At 64.0% G+C, this 12713-nt stretch carries 10 protein-coding genes and 1 pseudogene; 3 read left to right on the forward strand and 8 right to left on the reverse strand.

Annotation, left to right across the window (positions count from 1 at the left end; all coding sequences use genetic code 11):
* Nucleotides 1–83: 83 nt before the first annotated feature.
* From BM315_RS11395 to BM315_RS11405, 3 genes are all read right to left on the reverse strand, one after another.
* Entirely contained in the window at nucleotides 84–1037 is a 954-nt protein-coding gene (locus tag BM315_RS11395) for a TAXI family TRAP transporter solute-binding subunit (RefSeq protein WP_090500944.1), read from the reverse strand.
* Nucleotides 1038–1518: 481 nt separating this feature from the next.
* Nucleotides 1519–2862 (reverse strand): sigma-54-dependent transcriptional regulator, encoded by a 1344-nt coding sequence (locus BM315_RS11400; RefSeq protein WP_090500946.1) that lies wholly within the window; start codon nucleotides 2860–2862, stop codon nucleotides 1519–1521.
* Nucleotides 2863–2989: 127 nt separating this feature from the next.
* Nucleotides 2990–4738 carry a sensor histidine kinase gene (locus BM315_RS11405; protein ID WP_090500948.1) on the reverse strand — a complete coding sequence of 583 codons (1749 nt, stop codon included), beginning with the start codon at nucleotides 4736–4738 and terminating at the stop codon, nucleotides 2990–2992.
* 123 nt (nucleotides 4739–4861) lie between these two features.
* Between BM315_RS11405 and BM315_RS11410 the strand changes: the two genes are divergently transcribed.
* Nucleotides 4862–5692, forward strand: a complete 831-nt coding sequence (locus tag BM315_RS11410; protein WP_090500950.1) for an AraC family transcriptional regulator — start codon at nucleotides 4862–4864, stop codon at nucleotides 5690–5692.
* Here the strand turns inward: BM315_RS11410 and BM315_RS11415 are convergent, their stop codons facing one another.
* The 5 genes from BM315_RS11415 to bufA2 form a co-directional block, all read right to left on the reverse strand.
* Nucleotides 5693–6280, reverse strand: a complete 588-nt coding sequence (locus BM315_RS11415; protein WP_090500952.1) for a LysE family translocator — start codon at nucleotides 6278–6280, stop codon at nucleotides 5693–5695. It lies immediately after the preceding gene.
* 760 nt (nucleotides 6281–7040) lie between these two features.
* Nucleotides 7041–8225, reverse strand: coding sequence for a C17 cyclopropane fatty acid synthase CfaB (cfaB, locus tag BM315_RS11420; protein WP_090500954.1), 1185 nt, complete (start codon nucleotides 8223–8225; stop codon nucleotides 7041–7043).
* Between the two features lie 81 nt (nucleotides 8226–8306).
* The gene (locus tag BM315_RS11425; protein ID WP_090500958.1) at nucleotides 8307–9092 is read right to left on the reverse strand and encodes an HvfC/BufC N-terminal domain-containing protein; all 786 of its coding nucleotides are present in this window, start codon (nucleotides 9090–9092) and stop codon (nucleotides 8307–8309) included.
* The gene (gene bufB, locus BM315_RS11430; RefSeq protein WP_090500959.1) at nucleotides 9083–9928 is read right to left on the reverse strand and encodes an MNIO family bufferin maturase; all 846 of its coding nucleotides are present in this window, start codon (nucleotides 9926–9928) and stop codon (nucleotides 9083–9085) included. Before bufB ends, BM315_RS11425 begins: the two co-directional genes overlap by 10 nt.
* Before the next feature lie 58 nt (nucleotides 9929–9986).
* Complete coding sequence (bufA2, locus tag BM315_RS11435; protein WP_090500961.1) at nucleotides 9987–10241, reverse strand: BufA2 family periplasmic bufferin-type metallophore; 255 nt, start codon at nucleotides 10239–10241, stop codon at nucleotides 9987–9989.
* A 199-nt stretch (nucleotides 10242–10440) separates the two neighbouring features.
* Here bufA2 and BM315_RS11440 point away from each other — a divergent pair.
* Together BM315_RS11440 and BM315_RS24290 are read left to right on the forward strand one after the other, a co-directional pair.
* Nucleotides 10441–10932, forward strand: a pseudogene (locus BM315_RS11440) (methyl-accepting chemotaxis protein); the annotation flags it as partial.
* A 638-nt stretch (nucleotides 10933–11570) separates the two neighbouring features.
* Nucleotides 11571–12473, forward strand: a complete 903-nt coding sequence (locus BM315_RS24290) for a hypothetical protein (protein ID WP_141123938.1) — start codon at nucleotides 11571–11573, stop codon at nucleotides 12471–12473.
* The last annotated feature ends 240 nt before the right edge of the window (nucleotides 12474–12713 follow it).

The following is a 12713-nucleotide window of genomic DNA, read 5'->3' on the forward strand; positions in this document are numbered from 1 at the left end:
GCCGCGCGACGGCATAACCCATCGGGCCGCGGTGATGGGTAGCGCTGCGCTCAACCCATCCTACGGCCGCCAAGACCCAGGACTCAGAGTGCGCCGACTTCCTTGTAGAAGCGCTCGGCACCCGGATGCAGCGGGATCGGCAGGTTCTTCGCCGCACCTTCCAGCTTGATGTCCTTGGCCGCGGAATGGGCGTTGCCCAGGCGCTCGAGGTTGTCGAACATCAGTTTGGTCATCTGGTAGGCCACTTCCTCGGACACGCCGTCATGGCTGACCAGGATGTTCTGGATCGCCACTGTCGCGATCTCGGTATCCTGACCGTCGTAGGTGCCGGCGGGAATCACGGCCGGCAGATAGGCCGCGTTGTCGATCTTGCCGGTGACGTCGGCCGGAATGGCGACGAAGTTGATCGGCAGGGTGGCGGCCAGATCGCGGATCGCCGCCATGCCCAGCCCCGAGGATTGCAGGGTGGCATCCAGCTGACGGTTCTTGATCAGCTCGACCGACTCGGCGTACGGCAGGAACTCGACCTTGCCCATGTCTTCATAGCTCAGACCCGCCGCGGCGAAGATCGCCCGGGCATTCAGCTCGGTGCCGGACTTCGGCGCGCCGACCGAGATGCGCTTGCCCTTGAGGTCGGCCAGGGTGGTGATGCCGGATTCCTTGTTGGCGACGATCTGGATGTAGTTCGGGTAGGTGCCGGCGATGGCCCGCAGCTTCTTCAGCGGCGCCTTGAAGCCGGCGTCTTCCACGCCGTTCCAGGCGTCGGCCACCGAATCGCCGAGGGCCAGGGCCAGTTCGCCACGGCCGCTCTGCAGCAGGTTGAGGTTTTCCACCGAGGCCTTGGTCGCCTGCACCGAGGTTTTCGCATCGGCGATGCCATTGCTGTAGAGCTGCGACAGGCCCACACCGATCGGGTAGTAGACGCCGCTGGTGCCGCCGGTGAGGATGTTGATGAAGGTCGGCGCGGCAAATGCCGCGGTGCTGGCGGTCAGGGCCGCGGCAGCGGCGAGCAGGCTGAAACGCTTGGTCAATCGCATGGAGTTTCTCCGTCGTTGTTATGGCTTTATGCAGCGTTTTTTCACTGTAGACGATGCACGGCCGCCGCAGCGGATATGCAAGCCCGGGGTTCGATCAGACTGGACGAAAGTGGCGAATGCCCGCACCCGGCCGAGGCCTGGCACGCCAGAGGCGGCATAGCGGAGCTGGGCGAGACAGGCTCGCGGGGGACGTATGGCAGTGCATAGGCTCACCTCTGGTCTTTCTTATAATCGCCGACGCAAGCAACACGTCTGGCGTAACAGAGCTATAGCAGATGCCGTGCCAAGGGCTGAAACCACCGCAATAGAGCGGTTCATCCGGTAGATAGGCCGGTCATCGAGCGGGAAACCGCCGACATCTGCGCAGCGCTCGGCAAGAATCCGCTTATCGCATCCGGCAAACGGGCCGTAGGGTGCGCCGTGCGCACCAGGCTCCACGCCGATCAATTCCTATAAGGCGGCCCCGCGCACCCTACCCTCGTTATTCCTCGCCACCGGGCAGGTAGTCGGTGCGCTGCAGGCCGTGGCGCTGCATCTTCTCGTTGAGGGTGCGCCGCGGCAGCTGCAACAGCGCCATGACCTCGGCGATATTGCCCTGGCAGTGTTGCAAGGCGCGGTGCAGGCAGTGCGCCTCGAAGGTTTCCATCTGCTCGGCGAGCGATTGCACCGGCAACTCGCCCGCGCTGTCGAGCGGGGCACTCAGGCCCAGGGCATGGCGCTCGGCGGCGTTGATCAGCTCGCGCACATTGCCCGGCCAGTCGTGACCGAACAGCCGCGCCAGTTCGCTCGGCGACAGCGGCGGCATGTCCCGGCCGTGGCGCTCGGCGGCCTCGCGGGCGAAGTGCTCGAACAGCAGGGGAATGTCCTCGCGGCGTTCGCGCAACGGCGCAATGCGCAGGCTGGCGACGTTCAAGCGGTAGTACAGGTCCTCGCGGAAACGCCCGGCGCGCACCTCATCGAGCAGGTCCGGCTTGACCGCGCTGATCACCCGCAAGTCGACCTGGATGCTGCGGTTGGAACCGAGCCGCTCCAGGGTCCGCTCCTGCAGCACCCGCAGCAGCTTGACCTGCTGCGCCAGCGGCAGGCTTTCCACCTCGTCGAGGAACAGGGTGCCGCCGTCGGCGTGTTCGATGCGGCCGATGCGCTTGCCCTGGGCGCCGGTGAAGGCGCCGCTTTCGTGGCCGAACAGCTCGCTCTCGAACAGCTGTTCGGGGATCGCCGCGCAGTTGAGGGCGACGAAGGGCTTGCCGGCACGCGGACTGAAATCATGCAGGCAACGGGCGACCCGCTCCTTGCCGCTGCCGGTGTCGCCGCGAATCAGGATATTCACCGAGGTGCCGGCCAGTTCGAGGATCTGCCGGCGCAGGTTTTCCATCGGCCGCGAGACGCCGAGCAACTGCGCCTCGATATGGTCCTTGAGGGCGAACTGCTGGCGCAGCTGGCGGTTCTCGCAAACCAGCCGGCGCTTGTCCAGGGCACGACGCACGCTGTCGAGCAGGCGCTCGGGGGTGAAGGGCTTCTCGATGAAGTCGTAGGCGCCCTGGCGCAGCGCCTGCACCGCCATGGGCACGTCGCCATGGCCGGTGACCAGGATCACCGGCAGGTCGCGATCCAGTTCCAGCAGCTTGTCCAGCAGTTGCAGGCCATCGGTACCGGGCATGCGCACGTCGCTGACCACCACCCCGGGAAAATCGCGGTCGATCAGCGCCAGAGCCTGGGCCGCACTGGCGCAGGTCTGCGCCTGCAGGCCAGACAACTCCAGCCACTGCTGCACCGCCTCGCGGATCGCCGCCTCGTCATCGACCACTATCACCTGACCACTCATAGCACCTCCTGATCAACCGGCGGCAGTGTAACTGCCTTGATATTTTGTAGGGTGCGCCGTGCGCACCAGCAGGCTGGTGGTATGCGTTAGCTGGTGCGCACAGCGCACCCTACGCGACCGAGCACGCTTACGACGCCGCCGGCAGGCGCAGGGTAAACACCGCGCCCCGTTCGCCATTGCTCGCCTCCAGGCTGCCGCCCAGCTCGCGGACGATGCCGTAGGACACCGCCAGCCCCAGGCCCAGGCCCTGGCCCACCGGCTTGGTGGTGAAGAACGGTTCGAACACCCGCGGCAGGTCTTCGGCGGCAATGCCGCCGCCGCTGTCCGCCACGCTCAGCAGGCACTGCTCGCCCTGGCGCTGGATCGACACGCTGAGCACCCGCCGCTCGACCCCGGCCATGGCATCCAGGGCATTGTTCAGCAGGTTGAGCAGCACCTGCTCGAGGCGAATCGCATCGCCCAGCACCAGCGCATCGCTGTCGATTGCGCAGTCCAGCTCCACCTGCTCGCTGCGCAGGCGCGGCGCCAGCAGTTGCAGCGCCTGCTCCAGCACATCGCCCAGACGCAAGCGTTCGCTGAGGCCGGCCGGGCTCTTGCGGGCGAAGGTCTTCAGGTGCCCGGTGAGCCCGGCCATGCGTTGCAGCAGGCCATCGATGCGGCGCAGGCCTTCGTGCACGTCGGCCTGGCGACCGCTGTCGAGCAGCAGGCGCAGACTGCCCAGTTGCATCTGCATGGCGGTCAGCGGCTGGTTGATCTCGTGGGCCATGGCCGCCGACATCTGCCCCAGGGCGGCCATCTTCGCCGCATGCACCAGGCCATCCTGGGCCTCGCGCAACTCGGCGGTGCGCAGCGCCACCTCGCGTTCCAGGCGCTCGCGAATGCCTGCCTGCAGACGCTGGTTCTTGCGCCGCTGGGCGAGAAACAACAACAGAAACGCCAGGGTCATCCACACCCCGGCGGCCGCCAGGCGGTAGCTGCGTACGCTGTCGACCAGCGCCTGCGGCTCGACCAGCAGGTGCAGGGTCCAGTCTTCCTCGGGCAGCGCCAGGCGTTGCCAGAGGTAGTCGCGGCGCCCGTCCGGGCCATCGACCCGGCGCCACTCGCTGTCCTCGCCGATGCGCCGACGCAGCTCGCTGGCCAGCGGTTGCAGCGCCTGCTCGGCGTACTTGCGCACCTCCACCAGCTCGCCGCGGGCCTGTTCGCTCAGCGCCTGCAGGGCGAGAAAGCGCCAGGCCGGGCGGCTGCTGAGAATCACCACCGAGTAGCTGTCGGCCACCAGCAACACCCCGGACTGCCCGGCCCACTCGCGCTGCAACTCCTCCAGTTCGAGCTTGGCCACCAGCACGCCGAGCACGCTGCCGTCAGCGTCACGCACCACATGGGAGAGGAAATAACCGGGAACTCCGGTGGTCACGCCCACCGCGAAATAGCGCCCGGAAGACTGACGCACGGCATCCTGAAAGTACGGGCGGAAGGCGTAGTTGTTGCCGACGAAGCTGCTCCAGTCGCGCCAGTTGCTCGCCACCAGCGTCTCGCCCCGGCTGTCGAGCAGGTAGAGCACGGTGGAGCCGGCCGCGGCATTCAGCTGTTCCAGGCGCTGATTGAGCTTCTCGCGCAGCAGGCGATCGTTCGGCGCATGCAGCAGCGACTTGATATCGCTGTCCAGCGCCAGCACCTCGGGCACCGAGCGGAAGCGCTCGACCAGGGTGTGGATCGACTGGGCATAGAGTTGCAACTGGCCACGCGCCTCGACGCTGCGCTCCTGCCAGGCGTGCTGCTCGGCATAACGCCCGGCCAGCCAGACGCTGGCGAGCAGGCCGAGGAGGATCAGCAGCACGATCAGGATGACGCGAAAACGCGGAAACAAAGCAGACATGCACGGCTCGACTCGACCCAATCCCGGCATGGTAAGGCAAAGTGCGACCCATTGCAGGTCAGGGCTTGTGCCGCTGACGCAGCCGGCTATAGTCGGACGAGATTCAGTCAGCGGACAGGCAACATGGCCACAGAGGATCAGGCGACCACCCCACGTTTCTGGCGCGACCCGGCCCTGCCATTCGTGGAAGCGCGCGATGTGCTGGATGGGCGCCAGCTGTGCTACGCGCCGCACTCTCACGAGTTTTTCTCGATCGGCGCCATCACCCGCGGACGCAGCACCTACCTCAACGAGAAGGCCCGCGAGCGGATCGGTGCCGGCAGCGTGGTGCTGATGAATCCGGGCGACGTGCATGCCTGCAATCCCCTGGACGGCCAGCCCTGGTCCTACCGCATGTTCTATGTCGACGTGGCCTGGCTGACCGAGTTGCAGCAGCAACTGGGCTTCAGCCGCAACCAGCCGCTGCGCGCCTTCGCCACCATCCTCAGCCAGGATGTCCAGCTCTACGCCGGATTGAATCGCCTGTATGACCTGCTCAGCGACCCGCAGGCCGACAGCCTGCACAAGCACTGCGCGTTGCTGGATTTTTTCGCCGAGCTGCAGCAACGCCTCGACCCCGCACCGGCCAAGCCGCGCAAGGACAACCCGCGCCTGCGCCTGGCCGCCGAATTGATCCGCGAACGCTGCACCGAGGCGCTGAAGCTGGAGGACATCTGCGCCGCGGCCGGGCTGTCGCCGTCCTACCTGACCCGCAGCTTCCGCCGCTGCTATGGCATGACCCCGCATGCCTACCTGATCAACAGCCGCATCCAGTACGCCCAGGCCCGGCTCAGGCGCGGTGAAGCGATCGCCGAGGTGGCCCTGACGGCCGGTTTCGCCGACCAGGCGCACTTGCAGCGCACCTTCAAGCAACTGCTCGCCGCCACTCCCGGCCAATACCGCCGCTCGGCCTGATCACGGCCACAGCAGATAGAGCGCAGACGCCACCAGCAGCAGCGCCAGGCCGCGGTTGAACAGGCGCATGCGCCACGCTTGCAGCAGGTACTGGCGCAGGAACGCGCCGGCATAGGCCCAGCAGGCCAGGGACAGGTAGCAGATGACGAAATACAGCGCCGCGAACTGGCCGACCACGTCGAGTTCGCCGTCCGCCGCATAGGCGCCCATGCCGGCCAAGGCCGCCAGCCAGGCCTTGGGATTGAGCCACTGCATCACCGCGCCGGTGAGCAGGCTGGGTGGCAGTTGCGCCTTGCCGCCATCCAGGCGGCCATCGTCCCGCGCCAGGCCGTAGGCCATGTAGAGCAGAAAGGCCACACCGGACCAGCGGATCAGGCTCGCCAGCATCGGCCACTGGTTCAGCAGCCGGTGCAGCCCCAGGCCCATGGCCAACAGCAACAGGGTGAAGCCCAGGGTCGCGCCGGTCACATGCCGCAGGCTGGCGCGCAGGCCGTAGCGGGCAGCGGCACTCAGTGCCACCAGGTTGACCGGGCCGGGGGAGATCGAGGAGGCCAGGGCAAAGGCCGCCATGGAAAGCAGAAGAGTCATCGCACACCTGTCGGCATCGCCAGAAAGAAGGCGAAGACTGACAGGCGGGCACATCGCGGTATTGAAGGAAACTGCCCTGTTCCGGGGCGGCGCCTGGTGAAAACGGCGCCGCTGCCGCAGACGGAACCCCGCGTGGCCCTTGTGTGGGGGGTGGCTGGGCGGCGATCCGCTTTATCCACAACTACAGTGGTGGCCGGAAGATCCTATCGCGGGCATGGCCCGCTCTCATCAAACAAAAAATAACTCATTGTTTTATATATAGAAATTTAATCTACACGGAGTCTTGCAGGAACCGATAACCGTAGGATGGGTTGAGCGCAGCGATACCCATCGAGCGATCTATACCTGTCCCCGATTGTCGTGGCTGAAATCCATGATGGGTTACGGCGCTCTTGTTCTGCTGGCAGCAGGTCGACTTGCGGGCGCCTAACCCATCCTACGATCTCGGTCCTTGAGCACCCCGGTTTGCTGCGCGACAGCGCGGCGTCTGGACGACGGGGGATCTCTTATCAAACAACCTGTATGTCATTGATTTTATGGGTTATTACGTTCCTTGAGATGGGGCTTTATGTGGGAGGGGCTTTAGCCGCGACTGGACTGGCACATTCTCGCGGCTAAAGCGGAACGCCGCCCGGCCCCTCCCACAGGTATCCACAAGCCGCTAGGCACAATTGCCCCCAGTTTGCTGCGCGACAGCGCGGCGTATGGACGACGGGGGATCTCCTACAAGGGACCTTGGCAGGCCGCAGCGCGGGCTTGCTCAGCGATACAGATCGGCGCGGGTCCAGGGCAGCTCGTGGCTGCCGTCGGCACGCGGCTTGACCGCGAGTATCTGGTGCAGGCTCATCCAGCCGCGGGCGAAGCCGTAGGCGCAACCGGCCAGGTACAGGCGCCAGATGCGCAGGGCCTGCTCGGGCACCAGCCGGGCGGCCTGCTCCAGTTGCGCTTCCAGGCGTGCGCTCCAGTGCTCGAGGGTGCGCGCGTAGTGCAGGCGCAGGTTTTCCACGTCGACCACTTCCAGGCCGGCATCGCTGAGCTGGGTGGTCATGGTCGCCAGGTGCGGCAGTTCGCCGTGGGGGAACACGTAGCGGCCGATGAACTCGCCGCCGCCGCGCGCGACCGGACGGCCGTCGGTGTGTTTCGCGGTGATGCCATGGTTCAGCACCAGGCCGCCGCTCTTCACCGCGCCGAACAGGCGCTGGCAGTACAGCGGCAGGTTGGCGTGGCCGACGTGCTCGAACATGCCGACGCTGACCACCTTGTCGAAACGGCCGTCCTGCGGCAGGTCGCGGTAGTCCTGCAATTCCAGCCGCACCTGCTGGCCCAGCCCTTCGTCCTTGAGCCGTTGCCGGGCCAGTCGCAGTTGCGCGCGGCTGAGGGTGATGCCATAGACCTCGACGCCGAATTCGCGGGCGGCGAAGCGCGCCAGCCCGCCCCAGCCGCAACCGACATCGAGCAGGCGCTCGCCCGGCTGCAGGCGCAGCTTGCGGCACAGGTGGCGCAACTTGGCCTGCTGGGCCTGTTCGAGGTCTTCGCTGCCGGTCTCGAAATAGGCGCAGGAATAGACCATCTCGCGGTCCAGCCAGAGCGCATAGAAGTCGTTGGACAGGTCGTAGTGGTAGCTGATGGCCGCCGCGTCGGTGTCTTTGTCGTGGGTGCTGTGCTGCAGTTCGGCAACCGGCTCGTCCTCGATCAGCGCCTGACTGAGGGCATCGCCGAGTTCGATCACCGCACTCATCGGCCCCTCCAGCTCCAGGCGCCCCTCGACATAGGCGCCACCCAGGGCAGCCAGGCTCGGATGTGCCAGTTGCGCCACCAGACTCGGGTCTTTCACCACCATGGTGACCCGCGGCTCGGGGCCCAGGTCGATCTGCTTGCCGTCCCACAGCCGTAGCCGCAAGGGCAATTGCAGATCACGCAGGGTAGGCGGCAGATACGCGAGCATAGGAACCTCCAGCTAGCAGAAATCACTGAAAGACTAGTTCAGATGACTCGCTTGTCAGGCTATCGGTTCCATAGAAGATGGCTATCCGCCATACCGCTGCAGCAGGCCGTCGCACAGCCACTGGCGCAGCCAGGTCGCGGCTTGCAGCGGTGCATTGTCGCCCAGCTCACTCAACTGCACGCAGAGTTCGGCGAAGTTCCAGCCGGCCACCGCCATGCCGTGCAAGGCCTCCGCTTCGTCGGGTTGCAGGCTGCGGTACTGGCTGATCAGGCCCTGGCGCCAGATCAGACAGACCTGCGGCTGCTCCAGCGCCAGGCTGCCGGGAAAGGCGTCCTGCGCCTTGTTCGCGCGCCAGAGCGCCAGGCTGTTGTAGCGGCAGAGCTGCCATTGCACGCTGGGCAGCAGGCGCACCTGCAGGTTCGGCCAGTCCTCGGCGGGCAGATCGGCCATCTGCTCCAGGCTCAGGGCGTCAGCCTCGGCCGCGTCGAAGGCCAGGCCGAAGGCCCATTCCAGCCGCGCCAGTTCGCCGAGCGGCGCCGCCTGAGCCGGCACCAGGTAGGCATCGATGAAGTCCGCCAAGCCGGCGCCGAGCCAGCGCAGGCTGAAGTGTTGCGAGGGGTGCGCGGCGATATAGGCGCCGGCCAGGGCGTCGAACTCCGCGTCGCCGAGCCAGCCGTGCACGGCCGGGTAATCGCCGCGCAAGGCTTCCAGCAGGCGCGCGCGGTAGGCGTTGTGGTAGATCGCCAGACCCTGTTCGGCACTCAGTGCCGAGCTGCCGAGCAGGCTGGCGCGCAACGCCGGGTTGGCCGTCGGGTCGCTGCCGAGCAGGTAGGCCTCGAGCTCACGCTGCCAGTCGTTCAGGCGCATGGCTGGTACTCCTGCAGGGCCACGGCGGCATGGGCGCGCGCCTGCTCCAGTTCGCCGAGCAAGTCCTCCAGCGGCGGGTAGTGGTCGTCACGCTCGAGCAGGGTGGCCACCGGGCCGAGGTGGCGCAGGGTGCGCTGATAGAGCTGCCAGACCGGATCGCTGACCGGCTGGTCGTGGGTATCGATCAGGTAGCTGCCGTAATCGCTGTGCCCGGCCAGGTGCAGTTGGCGGATCCGCTGCGCCGGCAGGCCGCTGATGAAGTCCCAGGGCTCGAAACCATGGTTGCGCGCACTGACATAAACGTTGTTGACGTCGAGCAGCAGCTCGCAGCCGCTGAGCTCGCTGAGCGCGGCGAGGAACTGCCATTCGCTGAACTGGTCGTCGGCGCTGCGCAGGTAGCTGGATACGTTCTCCAGCACCAGCGGCCGTTCGAGCACCTCCTGCACCTGGCGCACCCGCGCGGCGACATGCTGCAGGCTTTCCTCGGTGAAGGGCAGCGGCAACAGGTCGTGCAGCTGGTGGGCGTTGCCGCGGCTCCAGCACAGGTGATCGGAGATCCATTGCGGCTGCACCCGCTGCGCCAACCGTTTGAGGCGCTGCAGGTAGTCGCGGTCCAGCTCGTGCGGGCCGCCGATCGACAGCGACACGCCATGCATCACCAGCGGGTAGTGCTCGCCGATGGCGTCCAGGTAGTAGAGCGGCTTGCCGCCCTCGACCAGATAGTTTTCCGAGATGATCTCGAACCAGTCGACGGCCGGCCGCTGCTCGAGAATCGCCTGGTAATAGGGGGTGCGCAGGCCCAGGCCATAGCCCAGGCTGGATGATTCGGCGGACATGCCAGGCTCCTTGAACAACCGCGGGAGCGGAGTGGCCGTGCGGCCACTCCGTGTGCCGTCACTCGCCGACAGTACCCTTGGCCGCATTGCACTCGGCCAGAGTCATGCTCTTGAAGCCCTGGCCCTTGCAGGCACCCTGGCCCTTGCAGGCGTTGTTCGCGGTCTTGCAATCGTTCTGGCCCTTGCAGCCGTTGACGCCATAACAGTGCACCTTGGCTTCTTCGGCCACGGCCATGGTGCTGGTCAGGCCGGCGAACAGGGTAGCGGCGGCAAATGCCAGGGCGGCACCGGTAGCAGCAGTCTTGGTAGTCATGGGGTAATCCTCGATTGGTCTGGGAGTGCCGGTCGCCGCAGGTTTTTGCGTGCCGGCATTCAACTAGAGCGAGGACGGGTGCTGGCGTTACAGGGCAGGTCGAGATTTTTCTCCGATTGGCGGCTCGCTGGCAAACGGCAATGCCGTGACCGCGAGCCAACACAGCCAGACCATCGGCGGGATACTCGCGGTGATCCGCGGCATCGCCGAGCAGACCAACCTGCTCGCCCTGAATGCCGCCATCGAGGCGGCCCGAGCCGGCGACAACGGCCGCGGCTTCGCCGTGGTGGCCGACGAGGTACGCTCCCTGGCCCAGCGCACCCAGGCCTCCACCGACGAAATCCAGGCCATGATCGAAGCCCTGCGTCAGGGCACGGCGCAGGTGGTCAAGGCCATGCAGCAGGGGCTGCAACAGTCGCGGACCAGCGTCGAGCAGGTCGACGCCACCGCCCAGACCCTGGCGCACATCACCCTGCGCATCGGCGAGATCGCCGACAGCAGCAGCCAGATCGCCGCCGCCGGCCACCAGCAGAGCCAGGCCGCCGAGGAGATCAACCAGAAGATCCACGCCCTGCAAGGCTTGGCCAGCCACAGCCTGCAACTGCAGCGCGACACCCTCGAGCTCGCCGACCAGGTCAGCAGCCAGGCCAGCCGCCAGCGCGCCCTGATCGAGCATATGCACGGGCATTGATGCCGGGGCGGCGCACTGATCCCGGCGGCAGGCGCCAGTCTGCTGGCCGGTCAGTGCGTGGGAACATAGCCAGCGCCATCGCGAGAGCGTCTCCAGGCGTTCGCGGCAAGGCGCACTGCGTTCGGCTCGGCCGCGGATCCAGCCAGACCTGCCGCTTGCCCCGCATAGTTATCCACAACCGTAGGATGGGTTGAGCCTGCGATACCCATGCCGCTGGCACACCGGCTACGCACAGGGGGTAGGCGAAAGGCGACTTGCCGTTTAACCGCCGAGTGCTTAAGGTCGAGCTATCTTTGCTGGCCCGGTGCCAGCCTCCGCGTCTGCCGTTGCCAAAAGGATGTTTGGTATGCGTTGCCCATCACCCGAATGGCCCAGGCTTGCCATGCCAGCGGCCCGGCACAACGCCCCGCTTCGTCGTCGCGCACTGCGCTCGGGGCACGGCAGCGGGAAGCTGGGCAGGCAGCACTTATCCACAGCGTATTGGTTGTGGGAAAAGACGCGCCCAGGCGATTACCCACTGCTGACTGCCGTTACAGGTGATGGCTTGAACTGTGAGGCTTTTACGATAGGCGTCGTTGACGGGCGGGCGGATTTATCTGAAATGCTGGGTTATTCAATAACGAAGGATTCCGTCTAAGGTGAGAAAAGACTTCTGGGTTGCAAGTGATAGACCAGTTTTTAAGACACCACTTTTCCGGTTGTCTTTGCTGTTACCTATAACTATTGGTTCATTGCTTGCAATGTATATTGGAAAGGCTGAGTCGCTAATTTTTTCTCTTTCGGAAGGGGCTAAATCGGCAGAGCTATTTTGGCATTATCTCAAAGTGCCGATTGCAATAGCATCATTAAGCATTCCTCTTACGTCTTGGGTGATCGCTAACCACCGTTCGGCTCAATTAGTTGAAACTATCAACAAACAAGAAGAGAAACGTTTTCATGATCTATTTTATGATCACTCGAATTACTTTGTGAAAATATTTGGCAGACTTATCAAAACTCACAAATGGAGTTATCTTGAAGAAGACGATCTACCTTTAATTCATCGGCAGCTATTTTTTCATAACATCCTTAAAAATTCTGGAAAGCTTGAACCAAATCCGATTCAAGATTCTATCAAATTGTATTTAAGAAACATGGCTGACTCATTCAATCATTTTGTTGATGGCTTTGATTCTTTATCTGCTGAAGGAAAAAATGAGGCTCTAGATACGCACTGTTGGAACTTTACAGTTTTCGCCAGAGATCGCCTGATGACTTTAGTGAAAAATCTTGGCTCTCGCCCCATTTTTCCTGATGATTCATTACAGAGCTCTCTCTCCGCAACAATAGAAGTAGCTAGCTTATACAAGTGGGTAATTCCAGAATATGAGACAAAAGATGACTTTGTAGATGTAGAAGAACTTAAGGTTAGTGAAGTATGTCGCCTAATCATGACTCACTTTGATATTAGTCGCCCTGAAGATTTTAAGCCTTCTATTATAGAAGGGCACTTGATTATTAGCGAGTTAAAGTCTATGCAGCCAGAAATAGTGGAGAAGTAATAGGGGGCTTGGCTTTTCGCTTCTGCTTGATAATTCAAGGGGAACCGTGGTTTCCCCGCTCTTTTGTCTCCATTTATCGTATTAGGGGTCAGACCACGATTAACCTGATCTCGTCTACTCTTCTGGCGTCATTTCATGGAAAAGGAGTTTCCATATGCCGCGTCGAGCGCGTGTGCTGCTGCCGGGAGTCCCGTTGCACCTGATTCAGCGGGGGAACAATCATTCGGCCTGTTTCTTTGC

Source organism: Pseudomonas borbori (assembly GCF_900115555.1).
GTDB lineage: Bacteria > Pseudomonadota > Gammaproteobacteria > Pseudomonadales > Pseudomonadaceae > Aquipseudomonas > Aquipseudomonas borbori.

What these genes read in the sequence shown, in the direction of transcription:
- BM315_RS11395 (WP_090500944.1), bottom strand. Translation starts at nt 1,037, where the DNA reads ATGCGATTGACCAAGCGTTTCAGCCTGCTCGCCGCTGCCGCGGCCCTG.
- BM315_RS11425 (WP_090500958.1), bottom strand. Translation starts at nt 9,092, where the DNA reads ATGCGCCTGAACGACTGGCAGCGTGAGCTCGAGGCCTACCTGCTCGGC.
- bufA2 (WP_090500961.1), bottom strand. Translation starts at nt 10,241, where the DNA reads ATGACTACCAAGACTGCTGCTACCGGTGCCGCCCTGGCATTTGCCGCC.
- bufB (WP_090500959.1), bottom strand. Translation starts at nt 9,928, where the DNA reads ATGTCCGCCGAATCATCCAGCCTGGGCTATGGCCTGGGCCTGCGCACC.
- BM315_RS11410 (WP_090500950.1), top strand. Translation starts at nt 4,862, where the DNA reads ATGGCCACAGAGGATCAGGCGACCACCCCACGTTTCTGGCGCGACCCG.
- cfaB (WP_090500954.1), bottom strand. Translation starts at nt 8,225, where the DNA reads ATGCTCGCGTATCTGCCGCCTACCCTGCGTGATCTGCAATTGCCCTTG.
- BM315_RS11405 (WP_090500948.1), bottom strand. Translation starts at nt 4,738, where the DNA reads ATGTCTGCTTTGTTTCCGCGTTTTCGCGTCATCCTGATCGTGCTGCTG.
- BM315_RS11415 (WP_090500952.1), bottom strand. Translation starts at nt 6,280, where the DNA reads ATGACTCTTCTGCTTTCCATGGCGGCCTTTGCCCTGGCCTCCTCGATC.
- BM315_RS11400 (WP_090500946.1), bottom strand. Translation starts at nt 2,862, where the DNA reads ATGAGTGGTCAGGTGATAGTGGTCGATGACGAGGCGGCGATCCGCGAG.